Origin of the sequence: Psychrobacter sp. TWR1-1-1 (assembly GCF_049895865.1) — a bacterium.
Lineage (GTDB): Bacteria > Pseudomonadota > Gammaproteobacteria > Pseudomonadales > Moraxellaceae > Psychrobacter > Psychrobacter immobilis_A.
The window spans coordinates 23,996-44,995 of sequence record NZ_JAFCTE010000010.1; the positions used below are offsets into that span (position 1 = coordinate 23,996).

Sequence of the window (21,000 nt, forward strand, 5' to 3'; positions counted from 1 at the left end):
GTAAGGTAGTGAAATTATGAATATGATTCATGCAAATAATGAAAGCATTAACGTCAAGCCACCTCAACTTAGTACTGAATTTCGTACTCGTGACGTGATTATGAATGCAGAAAGGTTGGGCGCGATGCACCAAACTCGCATTAGCTTTGTGCGCACGTTACTGCGTAAGATTGATAGAGAGCAATGGATGCTCAGTACCCATTTGTGGGATTTGGATGAGCAAGGCTATGGCACGGTTATTTATCGCCTCAATACTCCAGAGCATCTGTATCATCTGGTGGTGTTTTGTAATGAGCTGGCTGATGAAGAGCGTAATGATAGGGTGATTGCCCAAAAATGGGATGTGACCTTTGGTCTGGTCTTTGGTGAGATAAGTGAGGAATTACTGGGTAATCTACAAGCCAATGTACCGCTGCAAGAAGCAGGTCGCAACTCTAATATGGTGATGGTGCTGGCACGAGCAAATAAAAGCGTACGGGTCTTTGATCATATCGTCAGCTCACTCGCCGTTGGTCAGCAACCAGATTTGGATATACTTGCGCAAGTGGGTTATATATTGCGCACTACTGCCGTCTATGGCAATGGTAAGTTTGGTATTTATGACTTCAAACCGTTAGATCACAGTGCAGATTTTGATCAATCCTTTCGCGCGCAGATGTGTGCCGTGTATTTGCTGCGTGAGTTTAGCTTAGATTGGGTCGATTATTTGGCGAAGCAAAAAGGTGGTAGCAACGCCGCTGCGCTGCATCCAGAGATTAAGCGTTACTTGGGAGTTGGTAACGCCACCGGTCTAGGCATGGCACCGTATCTAATCAACCATCCCTGTGTCGTCGATCAATGGCTAACTACCCGTGAAGAAGCGTTGCAAGTAACACTGATCTGCCAGATTGAACCCAAAAAAACCGTATATTTTGCCAGTTTAATTAAACGTGCTATTCAGCATTTTAGCGAGATTGTCACTATCAATGAGTCGCAAATCAAACTCAATGAAGCGGTCGTTGCAGAGTTAGCCGTATTACAAAATACTTTGATGGCAACCATTAATCACTACAGTACATGGGCGGAGTTCTTACAAGCTCACCATCATCTAAGCCTTGAGAGCCAAGAGGTGATTATCTCTTGCTTGATGGAACTCTATCCTGAGCGTGTCGATGAGTTTCAAGAAAAAATAAATGCCGATGAAACGCTATCGTTACCGAAAGGCAAGGTGATCCAAGATTTAATCGATGTATTAGAGCTACATTATCAGTGGGCGATTAATATTGATTTTAGCCAGCCCGATAATAGCTATTGGTTTTGGTATCGTTCGGTGGATAAAGAAGAGCCAAGGATGGGCGTGCGCGGGCAAGAACCGGGTGCTGATCGTGAGCTTGCATTAGACATCGCACGGCAAGCGAATAAGCTGTATCTCGCGTTGAAACCCACCGATCCAAAGCAGCTCATTTCAGAGTTCATCTTAAATCAGCCAAAATATCGCTCGATTGCGCGCCGCGTTTGGACGATGGGAAATAAGCCACTGGGCGATATTCAGATGAATGTCTTGCATAAAACCGCATTACCCATGCACCTGTTACGGTGTAAATTATCGATGTTTGGGGCAACCAAGTTCGATCCCAGATCAGATCGCTGGGTGCGGATCACCTTGTTTCAAGGTGCGCCTTTGTTTGCAGAAGTGCATAGTGATGAATGGCTGTTTCCTTTATTACCCGATTTATCGAAAGAGCAGCGAGGTTTGACTCATGATCGTATCGCATAATGAAATCGTGACGATAGTACACAAAGCCTTTACTGGGATGCACCGAGAAGTAGGCGAAGCGGATGTGATTGCTACTATGGTTGCTGAGTTACAGATGGCGGGCTTGGACGGTATCAGACACTTTAACAATGCCAGTCCGTATATCTTAACTGAGCACGATACGCCAATCGATATCGTCCATCAACAAGACGGCGCTATTCGTTTAGATTTGCATGGTAGCAGCTTGGCTTGTCACTTGCCGACTATCATTGACTATGCTCTGGAAAAAATGGGTGATTTGGCGCATTTTCATATTTATTTACAGAACTGTCATAACCGCTGGTTGGCTTATAGCGAGCTGGTGGGGCTGGCTGCCAAAGGCTTTGCTTGTCTGGCTAAATGGGACAATGGCTCTGTGCCCAAGCATACATTATTTACGTTAAATCAAGGTTTTGTGTATCCTGATTTATACTTTTTTGACCAAGCACAAGCCAATTACAATACCAATGATATGATTATTGAAATTGCGACCCAAAATTTTGATATTGAACAGGACATACAGCATTTCAATCATAAAATATCGACAGATGAGCTATTTGAAACCCATCAGCGCGCATGGAAAGAAGGCATCTATGTCGACGATGAGCAGTGGGCGATACTCAAAAAAACGGCTGCGGCGATGTTGGTAGAAAATAGCGAAACATCAAGTAAAGGTGCGGGAGGGGCGTAAGCGAGAGGAATGTAATAAATAAAAGGTTACAAAATGACATAGGCAAATAGATTAAGCCAAAAAGAGGTTTGTAATTAAAAATTTCAGAAAGTATTTTGGATTAAAAGGTATTTCGGAGTTGTTTGAACAGATGGGAAAAGCTAGAGGCTTTGATTAAGCAGAATAAGATTGGCGGTGAAGGAGGGATTCGAACCCTCGATACGCTATTAACGCATACACACTTTCCAGGCGTGCGGTTTCAGCCACTCACCCACTTCACCGTTTTTAGACGGCTTAGTATAGCGGATACTGTCTAGAATGTCACGACTTGCACCTTATCTTTCTTTATTTACAAACGCCTGCTACGATAGCGTATACGTAATGACAAGTATAGATGGTTGAAAGTTGAATGATAAGTTTCGGTAGGCTCAATGCCCGTTTGAAAAACAGTATTACAATGACCGTGATGGCGGTGGTCGTAAGCATAACTTCAGCGCATGCTGATGACTTTACTCAGTGTAGCGAGTCTTTTTATGGCGGTGTCTATCCTGAGTTTATTAATACCAAGCTAAGCAACAAAACCCAAGCTTTATGCATGGATGGTTTTGCCGTTATGTATTCTGGCGTATCGCGTACACCGCTTTGGTCGGCAGAATATTTGGATCGCAAGCGTTTACAACAAGCCAAAGAAATCGATCGTGAAGACAGCTTTCATGAAGAAAGTAGGTTACCAAAATCCGCACGTGCTTCATTGTCCGACTATTCAGGCTCTGGCTATGATCGCGGGCATTTAGCGCCCAATGCTGATATGGCGAATCGCAGTCAACAATATGATAGCTTTAGCCTTGCCAATATCGCCCCGCAGTCACCGCGCAACAATCGCTATATCTGGCGTAATATTGAATCAGCCACTCGCTATTTGACCCAGCAATATGGAGAGGTTTATAGCATTACAGGAGTAGCCTTTACTGGCAAAACAACCAAGCAATTGGCAGATCGTGTGCTGGTGCCCAGTCATTTTTTTAAAGCCGTCTACATACCAGCGATTAATCAAGCAGGGGTCTATTATGCACCCAATGATGAGTCGGAGCGCATAGAGGTTATTAGTGTTGATGAACTCTCGACTAGAATTGGTATCGATGTGCTGCCCGTCTTGGATGCCAAAACCAAAACACAGGCGTTTGATCTGCCATTAAAGGCGGGTGAAAGCTCCGAGTTGCCCGATGAGCCAACAGAAGAGCCGGCTTGGATGCTGTTTGTTTGGGCGATTCTTGAGTGGGTAATCGTCCAATTGCAAGCATAATGCCTCTGTGACACGAGTCTATATATAATAAAAGGCACAAAAAATCCAAAAATTACGCAAGGTATTAATAAAAAGGAGAATCACATGATTGATCCATTTGCCAATGACCACCAAAGCATGCAAATTGGTGAGCTTATCATCGAAAACCAAACAGATAAAATTATTATATATGGCGATATTGATTTGACTCTTGATGCTACTGGATATGAGCAAGCACAACAGTTGCATGAACTAACAAGCAAGATTATTCAGGCATTTGAAAATAATTCTATTTACAATAATAGTCAGCATAAGTCAAAAGAAAAAGATGACCGGTTAGATAAAAATATTGACAATCCTTTTTTGTAACTATTTGATATAGTTCAATTTTTATAGAAATAATAAACTATAAAAAAATTACTAGGCAAAAGCTTAAAATTGCTTATAATGAGTCAAGACATCGCTTATGTCGTATAAAATTTTGATGAGCAGTTTTTTTAGATGCGCTAAACACTCCCAAAGAGTAGAAAGTCGCATGGCTGTTAATAGGGATTTTAGCGAAGGATAAGCCTAGGAGATCAGAAACATAACGTTTCGAGTAATCATTGTATGAAGGGAATCAGTCTATGAAATTATTTACCAAAACCACTCTAGCTGTTGCAGGTATCAGTTTAGCAAGCATGGCATTCGCCGCTGATCCTTTGGCCAATACCACGTGGCAGACATTTGATGAAGGTAAGCCAAAAGGTACCGTAAAGATTACTGAGTCAAATGGTGTACTAACAGGTACGCTTATCGCTACTAACTCAGCCAAAGGCAAAAAGCACGTTGGTACGACCATTATTAAAGGTTTAAAGTCTGATGGTGGTGGCAAATATAGTGGTGGTACGATTACTGATCCTGAAAAGGGCAAAGACTATCGTATGACCGCAAACTTGAGTGGTAACACCTTAAATCTAAAAGGTTATATCGGTCCATTCTCACGCAGTCAAACGTGGAAAAAGAAATAAGCCGAGAGCTTATTTTTAGTATTAGACTTAATAGTTATAAATAGATAAAAATCCCGCAATACCTTTTGGTAATGCGGGATTTTTAGTACATATATTTTAATATTGGCTTCAGAGCTTATCTCACAAATTCTGGATATGCTTCCATACCACACTCTGCTATATCCGCACCTTCATACTCATCTTCTTCAGAGATACGAAGACCAATCACTAATTTGATAACCGCCCAAGTGATTAAGCTGGCGATGAATACCCAAGTAAAGATAGTGGCTGCACCAGCAATCTGACCTACGAACGATGCTGCTGGATTGGTAATTGGTACGATAAGCAGACCGAACAGACCGACTACACCATGAACTGAGATAGCACCCACTGGATCATCTATTTTTATTTTATCCAATGCTAAGATAGATAGCACAACGATAACGCCAGCGATCAAACCAAACAGTGTTGCTTGTAATGCAGATGGGGTTGAGGGTTCTGCTGTGATAGCGACTAATCCTGCGAGTGCACCATTTAAGAGCATGGTTAAGTCAGCTTTGCCAAAGATGATGCGTGCTATTATTAAAGCACCAATTGCACCGCCTGCCGCTGCTGCATTGGTATTCAAAAACACCATAGCAACCGAGTTAGCACTGGCAATATCACCCAGTTTTAGCACCGAGCCGCCATTGAAACCGAACCAACCCATCCAGAGAATAAGTGTTCCAAGCGCTGCCAGTGGTAAGTTAGCACCTGGAATGGCGCGTATTTCACCATTAGGGCCATACTTGCCTTTACGTGCACCTAATAATAATACCCCTGCTAATGCAGCCGCAGCACCCGCCATATGGACGATACCAGAACCTGCAAAATCAGAAAAACCCATGTCGCCTAAATTGAACATACCAAATACATCATTGCCACCCCACGTCCAGCTACCCTCTAATGGATAAATGACACCAGTCATCACCACAGCAAATAATAAGAACGACCACAGCTTCATGCGCTCAGCCACCGCTCCTGAAACGATTGACATACAGGTTGCAACAAATACCACTTGGAAGAAAAAATCAGACGCAGCGGAGTAAACAGAATCACCGTCAAAGCCGTTTTCAGCGGAGGCTGCTAGGGCATCTGCTACCAGCGTTTCATTACCCGCGATACCGCTTAAGAATAGGTTGCCACCATACATAATGGCATAGCCGCATATCATGTACATGGTACAAGCGGTGGCAAAAAGTGCGATATTTTTGGTTAAAATCTCAACGGTGTTTTTTGAGCGGACGAGTCCAGCTTCTAACATGGTGAAGCCTGCTGCCATCCACATGACTAGCGCCCCGCACATTAAAAAGTAAAACGTATCAAGTGCGTACTGGAGCTCGAAGATTTGATTTTGCATGTTAATTCCCCCTTGAATTGATGCAATACAGCTATCGGTATGATCTATAAATCTGTGTCTATATGGCCTTGCGCGTTAGATAGCGTCAGGGCCTGTCTCGCCCGTACGAATACGAATAACTTGCTCGAGTGCAGTGACAAAGATTTTGCCGTCACCAATCTTGCCCGTGCTAGCGATGCGAGTGATCGCTTCGATAGCAGGTTCGACCATCTCATCAATAACAGCCACTTCGACTTTTACTTTAGGTAAGAAGTCCACCACGTATTCTGCGCCGCGATAGAGTTCTGTGTGACCTTTTTGGCGACCGAAACCTTTGACTTCAGTAACAGTGACACCTTTAACACCGATGTCAGAAAGCGCTTCACGTACATCATCGAGCTTAAACGGTTTTAAGATCGCAGTGATTAGCTTCATAAAATATTCCTTATTTGTGTGATGCCGCAGGTTGATCGAAGCATTGTGGTGCATCGTATCGCTGCCATGCTTACTATTAGTCATTCAAGAACTGTGCCAATTTACTCAAGGGGGATAGGTAAGATTGGATTTGTTTGTTCAAAAACAGCTATAGTTATGGCAAAAAATACTGGTTATGCTGCAATGGTATAAGCCACCGTTATGAGCATAGAGAATGCGAATTAACCTTTAGCGTTGAACTGACGAAAACTTTATTATAACCAACTTTTTAGGTGCTTGGGGAGACCATCCATCTATTTCCTGTGATGATTTGCTAACCTAGTTTGGAATATGAAACGAATCACTTGAGGAGAAAGTAGGGAAAATCGTGTGATAACGTAAGCGGCAGAGCTTAACATTTATGTATAGGCTCTGCGCTCAAAGAGAGAGGGGTGGCTGTGTAGATCGGCTAAAGCCTATACCTTTGGGAAGAGTAGGTAGGGGGTTTTGGTGCTACCAAGCAGTTTTTTTGTGTCGCTACCTTTTAGAAGTTCACGCAGACGAGATTGGCCAAAGGCACCGGTCATCAGCATACCGATATCATTTTCATTTTGATAATAATTCAAAGCCGAAGTGACATCGCGGCAGTCCAGCAAGGCTTTTTTAGACTTGATGCCTGCTTGTTTGAGCCGCGCATAAGCTTCACGTAGCGCATCGCAATTTTCAGAGTTTTCTTTACCGACCATCACGATATGAACGGTTAATGCGCGCACCAGTGAAGTTTTACAGAGCCAATTGAGCAATTTATGTGAAGTAGGACTGTTGTCAAAAGCAAATAACGCGGTCGTAGGGGGCAAAAATGGTGCATGAGTCACCAAAATGGGGCAGTGGCTGACTCTAATTAACTGGCTCAATGTCGATTTGCAGGTGACATTGTGACCTATAACGATCAATTGTGCTTTGTCATCGACGTAATCGATACTTTCATTGAGGTGTTCATGGCGATGCAAAGTATAAGTTTTTAGTTTTTGTCGCTGCTGCTCGCAATAGGTGGTGGCTTGATGGAGCAAAAGCTTGCCTTGAGCTTTTAGCTCACAATTACTCAAGTGCTCCTTGGTGGTGAACTGCTCAAGCAGCATGTTTTCATCATCGATATTTAGGCAGCCTGAATAATTCACAGCCGCTTTTTGTTGTAGGCTCGGTACAGAATGCAACAGTCCAACAGGTGCTTGTAGACGAGTCGCGGCCCACATGCTAGCTTCTAACACTGCTTGCACGTGGTCTGGGCAGTCCAAGCAGGCAATCACACTATCTGGTTTCAAATTACTCATAAGACCACCACATTATTCCAATATTAAAAAAACAGAATAAAAAGACAGCTGCTTGGCTCAAGGGTGGGGCGATAATGCTTATGCCCAACCCTTTGCACCAATGCAGCTGTTTATTCAACTGTCTATTTATGAGCGGTTAATCAATATTAGCTCAATAAATAGACGTGGCTTTGTTTAATCCAATAAGCCAATATCTCGGCGATCGTGGATAGAGAAGCGATCAATCAGTGTTCGGCTCGCATTATTGAGTCCCACCACTTTGACATCAATGCCCTCACGTTGCAAGCGCATGACCAGTTTGTCCAAGGTGTCTACGGCACTGACATCCCAAAAATGCGCTTGGCTGACATCAATTTGAATACTGTCCAAAGCTTCTTTGGTATCGAAGCTGTTTAAGAACTGAGTCGTAGAAGCAAAGAATACTTGTCCTTGCACATAATAATAACGGGTATTAGTACTCTCATCATATTCGCTAAATACCGTTAAGAATTGACCAATTTTATTGGCAAACGCCAGCGCCGATAGCAGCACGCCCACGCCCACACCATAAGCTAGGTTGTGCGTAAATACTGTGGTCAAAACAGTCGCTAACATGACAATATTAAATGACATCGGATGCGTTTTAAATTCGCGAATAGACTGCCAGTTAAAAGTACCAATAGAGACCATAATCATCACAGCGACCAGTGCCGCCATTGGAATTTGACTGACCCATTCACTTAAGAACACTACCATAATGAGCAGTACGATACCTGCCATCAAAGTGGACAGACGCGTACGTCCTCCAGATTTGACGTTGATCATAGATTGACCAATCATGGCACAGCCTGCCATGCCACCGAAGAAACCTGATACGACGTTGGCAATCCCTTGACCGCGACACTCGCGGTTTTTATCGCTTGGCGTATCTGTCAAATCATCGACGATAGTCGCTGTCATCATCGATTCTAATAAACCAACGATGGCAAGTGCGATAGAGTAAGGCGCGATGATCAGTAAAGTATTTAGGTTCAAGGGAATGTCAGGTAATAAGAACATTGGTAATGAATCAGGCAAATCGCCCATACTGCCGACATTACGAATATCGAGATTCATGTACATCGCGACAGCAGTCAAACCAACGATACAGATCAGCGGTGATGGAATCACGCGACCGATTTTAGGAATCAGCGGAAACAAGTAGATAATCGCTAAGCCCGCCGCTGTCATGATATAAACCGTCATGCCAACGCGTTCAGTCATCGGGTTAAGCTCAGGCAGCTGGGCAGCAAAGATCAATATCGCGAGCGCATTGACGAAGCCAATGACTACCGAGCGCGACACAAAGCGCATCAAATTACCGAGCTTTAGGATACCCATTACAATCTGAATCCCACCGCACAATAAGGTGGCAGCTAGCAAATACTGCAAACCATGCTCGGCGACTAAGTCAACCATCACCAGTGCCATTGCCCCAGTTGCTGCCGAAATCATGCCTGGACGACCACCGACAAAACTGATCACGACCGCGATACAAAATGAGGCATACAAGCCGACTTTTGGATCAACACCTGCGATAATAGAAAAGGCAATGGCTTCAGGAATCAGCGCTAAGGCAACGACCAAACCGGATAAAACATCGCCGCGAACATTGGAAAACCACTCGTCACGTAAGTTATCAATAAAAGATGTCATAAGTAAACTGCATAGGGTTAGAGGCAAAAAAGTAATCATTACTCATTCATAAAATGATCGCGTCGCTATAAAAGTAGCTATTCATCTTTCTTTTACGGCAACATGTGCTGTGTCATATTGCGGTATTGAGTTATTAAAGGTCAGTAATAAGTAGGTCTACTGATTTACTTACTGGTATCACTAATACGCTCACCAATAATTGATACGATGATAAATTCAGTGAGACTACCTAAAAAAATAGTTAAAATAAGGTGCTTAAAGCAGGGCATTTATAAGAGCACCTACAATAACGAATAGCGTCAGCAATGATATGCTGCGGTAGAGGGTAATAAATAATTTATCAAATAAAAATAGCCGCTCGACATGACCCGTCTATAGTAGTAACTTTGCCAAACAGAAGTGACAATAGCGTGCTAACTGTGACAACATGCTAAACTAAAATGCTTGGGTAAATACCCAGTCACTTACAGATTAAGGCAACTATTATAGCATTAGCCACTTAATATAAAAACAGGCGCATAATAGCACATCGTCATAAAAAACCAGTACCGAAATCTGAACGATACCGTTATGATGCGTCTCATCTTGACGGCATCATTTTGCTTCTTTATAGACTAGGTTTGTTTGATGCCATTTTGCTCGTCCAACAGAAGGAATAAATATGACCACCAACGCTGCAACAGACGCCTTACTTCACAAAGGCAGTGGTCTACAAGTCGTGGTCGGTTTGGGACAATCTGGATTATCAGTTGCGCGCTATTTGGCCAATCAAGGCTATCAGGTTGCTGTTACTGATGCTCAGGTAACACCTAGCTTAGCAGATCAACTACCCGCTGAGATTAGTATTCGCCAATTTGGTGCGATTGACGCCGAGCTCTTGCAGCAAGCGGCACGTATTATTATAAGCCCCGGTATCTCTCTTGCTACCGAAGCTGTCGCCGCTGCCCGCCAAGCGAATATTCCAGTGGTCAGCGATATTCAGCTATTTTGTGAGGCTTGTACCGTACCGATAGTGGCGATTACTGGCTCTAATGCTAAGAGCACCGTGACCACCTTGGTCGGGCAAATGGCCGCGGATGCTGGTGTCAATGTTGGTGTCGGCGGTAATATTGGCGTGCCAGCGCTGACCTTGCTTGATAATACTGATATGGAACTGGCGGTACTTGAGCTGTCGAGCTTTCAGTTAGAGACAGTGACCAATTTGGGCGCGCAAGTGGCGACGGTTCTAAATATGTCACCTGACCATCTAGATCGCCACGGCGATATGCTGGGCTACCATCAAGCCAAGCATCGTATCTTTCAGGGTGCTAAGTCCGTGGTTATCAATCGCGAAGACGCATTGACGCGTCCGCTCGTGGCTGATAATTTGCCCAGAGTGAGTACCGGTATACATGCTCCTGATAAAGGTCAATATGGTCTTATTACTACTCCTGAAGGCCAGATTTATCTTGCCCACGGTACAGAAAAACTACTGTCGGCAGATAAACTGTTGATTAAAGGTCGTCATAATCTGCTCAATGCACAGGCAGCCTTAGCGTTAGGCGAACTTGCTGGTTTGCCATTGGGCAGTATGTTGAATACCTTACAGCAGTTTACTGGACTTGAGCATCGTTGCCAGTATGTGGCAAATGCTGCAGACATTGATTATTTTAATGATTCAAAAGGCACCAATATCGGCTCAACGATGGCAGCTATCGAAGGGCTGGGCGCAGTCTATGCACCAAAGGATGGTAAACTACTATTGATTTTGGGTGGACAAGGTAAGGGTCAACAGTTTGGTGAATTGACGCCGTTTATCAATCAGTATGTTAGCCAAGTACTGTTTATTGGTGAAGATGCGCCGCTGATTGAACAGCATCTGCGCGCGGCTAAGATAAGCGCCGATGTGGCATTACATCAATGCCAAACTTTAGAAAATGCCTTTACAACCATTCAACAAGTCACGACAAGCAGCCTATCGCAAGTGCAAGCGGTGCTATTGTCACCTGCTTGTGCCAGCTTTGATCAATATAGTGGCTACGCAGCTCGCGGTGAGCATTTCAGTCAGTTGGTTGGTCAATTAGCAACTGAGTCGTCAGATATGATGACTGCGGAATAAAAGGTTTGGTGATTTAAGCATTTGCATGATAAGTGCTTAGCGAATCTCAGCATTTAATAAAGAACTCATGTATTTAATAAAGAATAAGGGCAATGCAATAGGATTGCCCTGAATTGACTTTTATGATGCGCGCGCATTTTCTGTATAAATGATTGTTTTGCTTATAGATTGCTGCTACTGTCAATCATAGCCAGTCAGCAACATGAATGGTCAGCTTATTTGCTTAGTAATCTGTCTGGTACTGTCTATTTTCTATTTTTTAAACGGTGGCGTTTAATAGACGCCGTGTTTTTTCGTTCGTTAGTGTATATAAAATTATGGCGCTCTCTTCTCTTTTTCGTTCCTCGTCCCAACCGAAGCAAGCATCTGGCTCAGATGGTATTCTTTCTATGCCGTCAGCACGCGCCATTCTCCTATCGAGTGTTGGCTGTATGTTGGTGCTCAGTTTATTGATGGTGGCTTCCGCTTCTATTCCTTTTGCCCTCAGTCGCGGCATGACAGAGCTGCACTTTTTCAAAAACCAGCTGCTGTATATGATGATCGGTTTGACGGTCGCTACGGTTTCTTATTACAGCGTGTCTTTGCGAACACTATATAAGACTGAAACCCAATTTATCCTATTGGGTATCACTGGCATGCTGCTAGTGGCAACCCTCTTTAGTACGCCTATTAACGGCTCCAAGCGTTGGCTGAACCTAGGGGTATTTAATTTTCAGGTGGCAGAGTTGGCCAAGTTGGTGATGATTGTCTTTGTCTCTGATTTTGTGGTGCGTCGCTCTTTTGAAGTTCGTAACGGCTTAGACGGTTTTTTGCGGATTATGTTGGTGGTGGCACTCATCACCATGCTGCTATTGTCACAGCCAGATTTTGGTTCTTTTGTCGTTATTTTAGGTACTATCTTTGCGATTTTTTATATCGCTGGTGCGCCTTACAAGCACTTTTTAGCACTGGGCGCGGCTGCCATCGGTGGTGCGGTATTGATGGTGACGACAGCGCAGTACCGATTGGTACGTGTGATGTCATTTATGGATCCGTTTGATGATGTGCAAGACACCGATTATCAGCTGGCACGCAGTTTGATTGCCTTTGGTCGTGGACAATTTACAGGCGTTGGTTATGGTGAGAGCGTACAGAAACTATCGCATTTGCCTGAGGCACATACTGATTTTCTACTAGCCATTACAGGGGAAGAGTTAGGCTTTGTTGGGGTTACTATGGTACTGGTGCTCGAAGCGCTGATTATCGGTAGCGCGATGCGTATCAGTTATAACGCGCTCAAGCGTCGGCAGATGCGTATGAGTTATACCGCCTTTGGTATCGGTGTGGTGTTTATTGCACAAACAATTATCAATGCGGCGATGAATATGGGCGCGATTCCAACCAAAGGACTGACTATGCCATTCTTCAGTTATGGTGGCTCATCAATGTTGATTAGCTTGGTGATGGTTGCGTTATTGCTAAAAATTTATAAAGAAAGCCCTGAAGTCGAAAAAAGCCAATGCCGTTATTATTGATAGGTTGAGCATTAGTCATAGGCTCGATGCATCATGACTGGCATTATCCAAAAAAGCGTCGCTAAATAGTGGCGCTTTTTGCTAGCTGACTTTTATCCATTGGGCATATTTAACTGTTGCTTGCCTTGTAGCGGCGTACTGTCCCATTGAGCAATGGCTTGCTTTAACATACGAGTAGGTGTGTCTCTATCGACGGCTGGTTGCTGTAATAGTTGTAAAGCATCGGCGATAAGTTTACTTGGATCTCGTGTATCAATGGGTTGCGCTAGGTTTTGCTTGGAGAGTTTTTGTCCATCAGCATGACATATCAGTGGCAAGTGATACCAGTGATCGATGGCAGGCAAGCGTGCGGCATCCATGATGCTGATTTGCGCTGTCGTCATGGGTAGGATATCTAGACCGCGCATAATATGTGTCACCTGTTGCAGTCCATCATCAAGGCTGGCAGCCAAAATATAATTGATCATACCATCTTGGCGACGCACCACCATATCACCCAATGTCTGCTGAGGATTGTCCCACTGCAATCCTTGAATACCGTCGTTAAAACCAATCTTATAATTCGGTAGCTGTATGCGTAGCTTATGTTGCTCTCTATCAAGGTCAGCGCTGACACAGCAGCGTGGATAGCGCTTCCTGTTTGGTTGCAATGGGTTAGCATCATGAGATGGGCTCAGCTCTTCTTGCGCCCAGTATTGCTCCAAATCTTTACGCGAGCACTGACAACCATAAGTGAGTGGATGCAGGGCTGAGTGTAGATAGTCATTATAAATATCAATACGCTCAGATTGATAAATGATATCACTGTCCCAGTACAATCCAAGCGCTTCCAAATCAATCAAGATTTGCTCAGTAAATTGCTGATCACAGCGTTCGGTATCAGTGTCTTCAATACGCAGTAGCCATTTACCACCAATGGATTTTATATGGCAAAAGCTGGCAAGCGCGGTCGTCAATGAGCCAAGATGCAGTTCACCAGTCGGTGAGGGAGCAAAACGACCAATCGGCTGTACTGGTATGATTGGAGTGGGCATAGGAATAAGGTTAGTTTTCAAAGTAGGAAATTGTCGGTAAAAAAGGTAGAAGATAGAATAATAAATATATCCGTAAAAAGATATTTGTGAAATGAGTCTGTTTTGTTAGCAAATCAATATAAGCAAGCTTAAAGCTCTGTATCAGCCATGATTCATTGACTAAAAACCAGCCAGCTAAAACGCAATAAGCGACCATATTTTGGTCGCTTATGCTTACATCCTACTATTGAGATGAGTCGTAACTCTTTTAAGCGCCTTGATTTTGGCGTTCTTTAATCTCAGACAGTGTTTTACAATCGATACACTGGGTAGCCGTTGGGCGCGCTTCGAGACGACGCAGACCAATCTCTACGCCACAAGTTTCACAAAATCCATAATCATCATTTTCAATTTCTGACATAGATTTGTCAATTTTGCGAATGAGCTTACGTTCACGGTCACGCGTACGCAATGCGAGGGCAAACTCTTCTTCTTGGGTGGCGCGATCATTGATATCTGGCATAGCACTGGACTCGTCTTGGATATAAGTCTTGGTGCGATCCGCTTCGCCAATCAGTTGGCTCTTCCAATCCAATAATATAGCCTTAAAGTGCTCTAACTGCGCATCAGACATGTACTCTTCGTCTTTGGCAGGCACATAAGGAGTAAACTTAGCTTCACTTGGATTCGTGGTCAGGGTGCTCATATGGGTATCCTACTTTTTTCAAATTAATTCAATAAAACGACGTATCAAAAGACAAGACGCTATCAATGTCATAAACGCTATAATTTGTCCCTTTATAAAACGTTTTACCACTTGGTAACACAAGTAATACAGCGGATCTAATAGTACAGTTATCTTGATATGCTCAAAGCAATCTATCAAGGGTCAGGTATATGGTTATGCATATTTTTATTTAAATAGCGTTGTCTTAATAATGCGACAAATCACTGACTGTGAAGACTTAGCTGTGATCGATTTAGCCATCCTAGCTATTATAATTCTACCTAATACCAGATACTAGGCAGTCCTCATTTCGTTTTATACGTTGTATCATTGTTTCTGACAATAATGAAGTCATTTTTCATCATCATGTCGTTTTTACCGTGCCAGTCATTGTATTCTGAACTCAGAAATATCAGTCAATAGCTTGGGGTATAAGGGCTCACATCAATATTGGTGTCAATAAATCTGGGCGTCAAGTATCCAGTCTTTCTACCCAGCTTGCAACCTTTCCATTGTTGGCTAATTGCAACCAACGGTAACCGGGCGGGACGCTTTTATCATAGGAGAAATCATTCTCATAAGGCTTGAACTGGTAGCAAGTAGATGGCGTACTATAGACCGTGACTCCTTGACGATGGCGGACCTGCTCTTGGTGCGTATGACCACTGATAATGACCTTGAGATGGTCAAATCCTAACAGATGCTGCCAAAAGGCTTCACTATTCTCTGCCATATGTGTGTCAATCCAGTCAGAGTCTACGGGAATGACGTGATGATGTAGAGCAATCAGCGCAGGCTTATCACAAGCATCGAGTCTCTCGCATACCCAGTCAATATCGGTAGGCGTTATCTCGCCCGCGACTTTGCCCGTGATGGATGAGTCTAATAACAACAGCTGCCAGCGATCAGTCTCAATGACATGCCGGCTTAGCAAGCGCGGGTCGGCAGGTTGAGCAATCAGTTCGCGCTCAAAGAATGGTAAGTCACTGCCTATCTCATCCGTCACATCATGATTGCCCGCAATACAAGCAAAAGGAATATTGGTGGCTTGCAATACCTCAAAAATATGATCGTAAATAGCGGGTTTCACTTCATTGACTAAGTCGCCAGTCACGATAATCAAATCGCAGCGAATGTCGCTACTCAATGCTTGCTGTAGTACTGTTTCAAAGCACTGCTGACAGACAGTGGCTTCGCTATTGTTAGTATCGCTATCAACACTAGAAGAAACGGGCGTTGATAAATGCAAATCTGTGATTTGTAGTATGTTTACCTGTTCATCTGGTGTGCTAATGTTATTAACAGGATAGCTTAGCATTGGGTCAGTCCCTCATCGAATCGAAACAAGTGATGCTGTTAAAACGAATGATAAATAAATGTCCTGCATCGAGTAGACTAATGAATTTTGGTCTGACCAATATGTTTTTTGGCTTGACGCCGCTAGTATGTCGATGGTATTAGGGCAAGTTTATAACATAAAGTCAATGAAAGCTCTATCATATTGATGAAATAAAGTTGGATAAGAGGATAAAAAAACCAGCGGCTTTATGTGAACCATAATCTGTCTAACGGCGCGCTGACCAAATTTTTGCAGTGCTGAGCTTTGAGAAAATCAGCGCGATAAAAAATAAAATGGCTAATATTAATACGATAGCAAGTCCTGTCTGAATATCTAGCCAGATGCTTCCCCAAACGCCTAGCGTCACCCCAAGCTGTGCGATCAGTAGCGATATAACGACCATTTGTTTTGGCGATGATGACCACAAACGTGCCGTTAATGCTGGTAATACCAATAGACCGCTGATTAGTAAACTACCAACCGCTTGCAGGGCAATCGCACAAAATCCCGCCAATACGCCCATAAAGAACAGCCGCTGGCGTGTCGGATTAACACCTTGAATACGCGCCAGTGCTTCATGAGTGGCAAGCTTAATTTGTGCAGGCCATATATACATGAGTAGACCGAGCCCTACCAGCACGCTACCGGCAAGTAAGGGCAAGTCTGCCCAATCAAGCTCTAGCAAATTACCAAACAAAAACCCCAGTACGTTTGCTTGTTGGTCAGTCAACTGGGTCAAAGCCAATAAGCCTAAGCATAACAATGACACCGCCACGACGGCCAAAACCGCATCGACAGGCAGGCGCTCATCATCGATTAATACCAGCCCTAGCACCACCATGACGCTGACCAAGGCAATGCCAATGCCCATAGGTAATTGCCACCATACTGCTAAAGCCACGCCAAGCAAGGTACCATGTGCTAAAGCATCAGCAAAAAAGGCCATGCGTCGCCACAAGACTAAGCAACCTAAAGGCGCTGATAGTAGCGCTAAAATACTGCCAGCGATCCAAGCGGGGGCAATGATGGCTAACCAAGCAGTCATAATGAATATCCGTAAAAGTTTTTATAAAGCTCAACGCTCGATATGTGTTTGATGTATTAAGCTTCGATATATTTTATATTTGTGAATGTGCAACGCGCCTTAATGATTATAATTCGCTTGGGGCGTGATGCTCACAGGCATGTGGTTGATGCACATAAGGCTGCTCATAATGATGCCCAAATAGCTTTTGAAACTCACTACTAACGGCAAGCTCGCTTGGTTGTCCCTCACAGCAAATGTGCTTATTAAGACAAATCACGCGTCGACTGCCCTTCATGACCCAATGCAGATCATGCGATACCACCAACATGGCACAACGTAAAAACTCTGGCAGCTCATCAATAAATTGATAGAGCCAAACCTCAGTATCAGGGTCCAGTCCTTGCATCGGCTCATCTAAAATCAATAAGTTGGGTTTGTCTAACAATGCGCGCGCGAGCAAGACTCTTTGTGTCTCACCACCCGACAGGTGCAGCATTTGTCGCGATAATAAGTGCGTCAATGACAAGTTATCGAAGATAAATTGACGCTGCTCAGACGTTAAGCGCCTTTTATCCGCTTGTGCCAATAAATCGCAGACTCGTAATGGCAATATCGGCGGTACAGCAAAGCGCTGCGGTACATAGCCAAGCTGTAACTTTTGATGAGAGTTAATGTGCCCTTTAGTTGGCTCAATCAATCCCAAAATAAGTTTAACCAACGTTGACTTACCAGCGCCATTAGGTCCAATAAGACTGACTGTTTCATTAACCGCAATGTCAATATCAATATGTGAGAGTAAGCGTTGATGCCCAATGTCGTAGCTGACATCGCTTAGGCTCAGCAGTTTACTCGCAGTGTTAATGGTGTTGCCATCAACAGCGGAAAAGTTCGGTTGATTAGACGGTGAGGTAGACAGGCTCATAGTATGACAACCAATAAGTGAATAAGTAATACAAATAAAAAACGGATGACAAAGACTTACGCTTCAGTGGTTAGGGTGTGTTACTGGCACGCTTGGCAACGACCACTCAGCTCAATCACACTGCGTTCCACAATAAAGCCAACGTCTTGCTCAGCAAAACTCATCATTTCCTGTACGGGCACACTGCTACATTCTTGTACACGCTGACATTGACCACAGATTAAAAATGCTGCGGTATGCTGGGCGCGTGGGTGACAGCAGGGCACATAAGCATTGATAGAGGTCAATTGATGTATCAAGCCTTCACTCAATAAAAACTCCAGACTGCGATAGACAGTGGGTGGCGCGACATTTTTTGGCGCTTGTTTTTTAGAGCTAATTTCTTTAGATGCCGCTTTCGTTGGGCGCTGTTGCGAGCTAAGCGCTTCGCTGCTGTCATCATTGTTATTGGGCTCTGATAAGCGCATTTGCTGCAATTGCGTGATCAAATCATATGCACCGATGGGTTTATTGGCTGCCAATACCAATTGATATATTTGCTGGCGCAATGGGGTAAAGCGTGCACCGTTCAGGCGACATTGTTCTTTTGCTGCCATTAGGCGCTCGGTCACGTCATGCGGCGTAAAGTCCTGCACATCATGTAAATGTTCGCAGACTGATAAACTGGTGGACATGGTGCAAGCTCCTACAAAATAAAATGGCACTGTTATTATAGTAATTTATAATGTTATAGTATAACATACTAAAAATAAGAGCAGATAAGTGATCTTGGCTTATTTATTGATACCTTAATGATCACTCAGATACAACGGCGATAACGTCTAAATGTTTCCACTTATATTTTATCTTTCATACATTAAAGAATCTATTATGAACTCAGTTTTCAAATATTTTTTAAGCTCAACCATTATACTACAGCGATGGCTCATTACGGGCATAGTTGCATTAGGCCTCTTTACTGTGAGTGCACAAGCGGCAACAGTCAGCGTGAGTAACTACCCACTGTTTTTATTGAGTCAAGCAGTGACTGAAGGTTCACCGCCCGCCAAGCAGTTATTGCAGGCCGGGGAGGTAGGTCATCATGGCAGTATCAGCCCAGGCGATATTAAAGCCATTCAGGACAGTAAATTTGTCGTGTGGTTTGGTGAGCCACTAGAAAATAACTTGGCGGCAAGCCTTAATACCGCACCCAATGCGATTGCCTTATTTGAATTTGATGCCTTTAATCGTCATCCGCTACGTGACGTCCAAGGCAAGCCTATTGCTGGCACCTTGGATCCACATATATGGTTAGATCCTGAAAATGCCAAAGCCATGACTCGTGCCCTTGCTGTCATCCACAGTCATGCTAATCCGCAATATAAAGCACTTTATCACGCCAATGCACAAAAATTTGCTCAGCGAATGGATAGGGGAGTGGCATCTTTCGTAAAACAAGCTAAAGGCAAGCAGCAAACCCAGCCTTATTGGGCCTATCATGATGCTTATCAATACATCGAATCCAGCACAAACCTAAAGCTTGTTGGCAGTTTAAGCACTGATCACCATCTAGCACCACGAGCAAGCCAAATACGCTGGCTAAATGAGAAGCGTCCAGCCAAGCAAATGTGTCTGGTTAGCCCAAGTCAACCAGCCAAAGGTCTACTCGCTAAGTTACAGCCTGTAAAAACCACTGTGCAACCTGAAGATATGAGCAATAGTAAAGACTTTGTGAGTGGTTGGCAGACAATGGCACAGCAAATCTATCAATGTATATCGTAGGATAACTGATTAACCATAGTGGCTTACAACGCTTGAGAAGCCATTATGTAGTCATACTTTGGGTGTTATCCATTGGTCAGTAACTATGATGTCTATGAGTGATTCAGCTAGGTCACTGATAAAAGGTATATTTTTCTTGCTTAACGGTGGTATGCCCCTTATAATAAGTGGCGTTTTATTTTGGTTAAAAGGTAACACCTGTAGAGTGAGCCGTTCACGGATAAAAGTGTCGCGACGATGTTATATTGCCACCTTATCCCAATGCTGTAAGGCTATAGGATTGCATTACCGATGACCAAGCCTGCCAAACGCACACAAAAAGATAAAATTGGCATCTATATCAAACGCCAAGCGTGGATATTATTTGTCCTTATTATTATTGCTTGGGCTTTAGATACCAGTTGGCTACATAGTGAGCTTACTGTTGCAAAAAGCGCCGCTATTGGTGCGCTACTCAGCTTTGCTACCCAAGCTGTATTTGCTTTTTTTATCTTTTGGTACACTGGATATCGCGCGCGCCAACATATTGTTAGCCAGCTATATCGAGGTCAAATGGCCAAATGGCTATTGACTGTGTTTGGTTTCGCACTAATTTTTATTACCGTACAACCCCTATCTGCGCCTGCGCTGTTTATCGGTTTTATGGTAATGCAAATTAGTCACAGTTGGATGTTGTGGCATATACGCTAGCATTAATAGACGATGACTATATCAATAGTTGAGTGCTTAATAGTGCTAGGCAAGTCACCCTGCCGTCCAGCTTCTCTATGACTGATTTCATAAGAAAGTCAAAACATACAAAACTGTCTAAAGACAGCGCCAATGATTATAAAGACTGTGATATGAGCGTTTAAATGAGTATAGCGTGTGATAATGGAGTCGATAGCCAATTATTAGCTATCAGTATTGCCTCTAATTAAATTCTTACAATTTAATTAATCACGCAAAGCTATGTTAGTAAACGTTAATAGTAGCTAACTTATTCATACAGTGCATAAAAAAGTCATAATTGACTTTACACGAATACAACGCTGCATTAATATAGGCAGCTAAATATTTTGCTTATGAACGCTGTATTAAGCGTCGA

At 43.5% G+C, this 21,000-nt stretch carries 19 protein-coding genes and 1 tRNA gene; 9 read left to right on the forward strand and 11 right to left on the reverse strand.

Going from position 1 to position 21,000, the window contains the following annotated elements; all coding sequences use genetic code 11:
* Window positions 1–16: 16 nt before the first annotated feature.
* Window positions 17–1,756: a hypothetical protein gene (locus tag ACP69U_RS10285; RefSeq protein WP_426138490.1), complete on the forward strand. Its 1,740-nt coding sequence runs from the start codon at window positions 17–19 to the stop codon at window positions 1,754–1,756.
* A complete protein-coding gene (locus ACP69U_RS10290; RefSeq protein ID WP_201555171.1) occupies window positions 1,740–2,465 on the forward strand; it encodes a DUF3726 domain-containing protein in 726 nt (241 codons plus the stop codon). The genes ACP69U_RS10285 and ACP69U_RS10290 overlap by 17 nt, the downstream gene beginning before the upstream one ends.
* A 169-nt stretch (window positions 2,466–2,634) precedes the next feature.
* On the opposite strand, the gene ACP69U_RS10295 is transcribed toward ACP69U_RS10290, so the two are convergent.
* A tRNA-Ser gene (locus tag ACP69U_RS10295) sits at window positions 2,635–2,725 on the reverse strand.
* Between the two features lie 128 nt (window positions 2,726–2,853).
* Here ACP69U_RS10295 and ACP69U_RS10300 point away from each other — a divergent pair.
* The 3 genes from ACP69U_RS10300 to ACP69U_RS10310 all read left to right on the forward strand — a co-directional run bounded on the left by ACP69U_RS10300 (window position 2,854) and on the right by ACP69U_RS10310 (window position 4,736).
* Window positions 2,854–3,747, forward strand: a complete 894-nt coding sequence (locus ACP69U_RS10300) for a DNA/RNA non-specific endonuclease (protein WP_426138491.1) — start codon at window positions 2,854–2,856, stop codon at window positions 3,745–3,747.
* A gap of 84 nt (window positions 3,748–3,831) precedes the next feature.
* Window positions 3,832–4,095 carry a hypothetical protein gene (locus tag ACP69U_RS10305; RefSeq protein WP_045445842.1) on the forward strand — a complete coding sequence of 88 codons (264 nt, stop codon included), beginning with the start codon at window positions 3,832–3,834 and terminating at the stop codon, window positions 4,093–4,095.
* Between the two features lie 257 nt (window positions 4,096–4,352).
* On the forward strand, window positions 4,353–4,736 hold the full coding sequence (locus ACP69U_RS10310) for a DUF2147 domain-containing protein (RefSeq protein ID WP_045445845.1): 384 nt from the start codon (window positions 4,353–4,355) through the stop codon (window positions 4,734–4,736).
* 115 nt (window positions 4,737–4,851) lie between these two features.
* Here ACP69U_RS10310 and ACP69U_RS10315 read toward each other — a convergent pair whose 3' ends face one another.
* The 4 genes from ACP69U_RS10315 to ACP69U_RS10330 all read right to left on the reverse strand — a co-directional run bounded on the left by ACP69U_RS10315 (window position 4,852) and on the right by ACP69U_RS10330 (window position 9,512).
* The gene (locus ACP69U_RS10315; protein ID WP_045452414.1) at window positions 4,852–6,114 is read right to left on the reverse strand and encodes an ammonium transporter; all 1,263 of its coding nucleotides are present in this window, start codon (window positions 6,112–6,114) and stop codon (window positions 4,852–4,854) included.
* A 75-nt stretch (window positions 6,115–6,189) separates the two neighbouring features.
* Window positions 6,190–6,528 (reverse strand): P-II family nitrogen regulator, encoded by a 339-nt coding sequence (locus tag ACP69U_RS10320; protein WP_010197981.1) that lies wholly within the window; start codon window positions 6,526–6,528, stop codon window positions 6,190–6,192.
* Window positions 6,529–6,983: 455 nt separating this feature from the next.
* Entirely contained in the window at window positions 6,984–7,838 is an 855-nt protein-coding gene (locus ACP69U_RS10325) for a universal stress protein (RefSeq protein ID WP_045445851.1), read from the reverse strand.
* Between the two features lie 174 nt (window positions 7,839–8,012).
* A complete protein-coding gene (locus tag ACP69U_RS10330; protein WP_087813692.1) occupies window positions 8,013–9,512 on the reverse strand; it encodes a SulP family inorganic anion transporter in 1,500 nt (499 codons plus the stop codon).
* Between the two features lie 661 nt (window positions 9,513–10,173).
* On the opposite strand from ACP69U_RS10330, the gene murD reads away from it, so the two are divergent.
* Both murD and ftsW read left to right on the forward strand, forming a co-directional pair.
* Window positions 10,174–11,610 (forward strand): UDP-N-acetylmuramoyl-L-alanine--D-glutamate ligase, encoded by a 1,437-nt coding sequence (gene murD, locus ACP69U_RS10335; RefSeq protein WP_426138492.1) that lies wholly within the window; start codon window positions 10,174–10,176, stop codon window positions 11,608–11,610.
* A gap of 317 nt (window positions 11,611–11,927) precedes the next feature.
* Window positions 11,928–13,124: a putative lipid II flippase FtsW gene (gene ftsW, locus ACP69U_RS10340; RefSeq protein WP_426138493.1), complete on the forward strand. Its 1,197-nt coding sequence runs from the start codon at window positions 11,928–11,930 to the stop codon at window positions 13,122–13,124.
* Between the two features lie 92 nt (window positions 13,125–13,216).
* Here the strand turns inward: ftsW and gluQRS are convergent, their stop codons facing one another.
* The 6 genes from gluQRS to ACP69U_RS10370 all read right to left on the reverse strand — a co-directional run bounded on the left by gluQRS (window position 13,217) and on the right by ACP69U_RS10370 (window position 18,826).
* Window positions 13,217–14,158, reverse strand: a complete 942-nt coding sequence (gene gluQRS, locus ACP69U_RS10345) for a tRNA glutamyl-Q(34) synthetase GluQRS (protein WP_426138494.1) — start codon at window positions 14,156–14,158, stop codon at window positions 13,217–13,219.
* Between the two features lie 247 nt (window positions 14,159–14,405).
* Window positions 14,406–14,843: an RNA polymerase-binding protein DksA gene (gene dksA, locus ACP69U_RS10350; protein ID WP_045445865.1), complete on the reverse strand. Its 438-nt coding sequence runs from the start codon at window positions 14,841–14,843 to the stop codon at window positions 14,406–14,408.
* Between the two features lie 493 nt (window positions 14,844–15,336).
* Window positions 15,337–16,182, reverse strand: a complete 846-nt coding sequence (locus ACP69U_RS10355; RefSeq protein ID WP_426138495.1) for a metallophosphoesterase — start codon at window positions 16,180–16,182, stop codon at window positions 15,337–15,339.
* A 247-nt stretch (window positions 16,183–16,429) separates the two neighbouring features.
* Window positions 16,430–17,248, reverse strand: coding sequence for a metal ABC transporter permease (locus tag ACP69U_RS10360; RefSeq protein ID WP_055125361.1), 819 nt, complete (start codon window positions 17,246–17,248; stop codon window positions 16,430–16,432).
* 106 nt (window positions 17,249–17,354) lie between these two features.
* Window positions 17,355–18,152 carry a metal ABC transporter ATP-binding protein gene (locus tag ACP69U_RS10365; protein WP_198330020.1) on the reverse strand — a complete coding sequence of 266 codons (798 nt, stop codon included), beginning with the start codon at window positions 18,150–18,152 and terminating at the stop codon, window positions 17,355–17,357.
* Between the two features lie 80 nt (window positions 18,153–18,232).
* The gene (locus tag ACP69U_RS10370) at window positions 18,233–18,826 is read right to left on the reverse strand and encodes a Fur family transcriptional regulator (RefSeq protein ID WP_198330019.1); all 594 of its coding nucleotides are present in this window, start codon (window positions 18,824–18,826) and stop codon (window positions 18,233–18,235) included.
* Window positions 18,827–19,112: 286 nt separating this feature from the next.
* On the opposite strand from ACP69U_RS10370, the gene ACP69U_RS10375 reads away from it, so the two are divergent.
* Entirely contained in the window at window positions 19,113–19,913 is an 801-nt protein-coding gene (locus tag ACP69U_RS10375; RefSeq protein WP_338101662.1) for a metal ABC transporter solute-binding protein, Zn/Mn family, read from the forward strand.
* 291 nt (window positions 19,914–20,204) lie between these two features.
* Complete coding sequence (locus tag ACP69U_RS10380; protein WP_198330017.1) at window positions 20,205–20,603, forward strand: ATP synthase subunit I; 399 nt, start codon at window positions 20,205–20,207, stop codon at window positions 20,601–20,603.
* Window positions 20,604–21,000 lie beyond the last annotated feature (397 nt).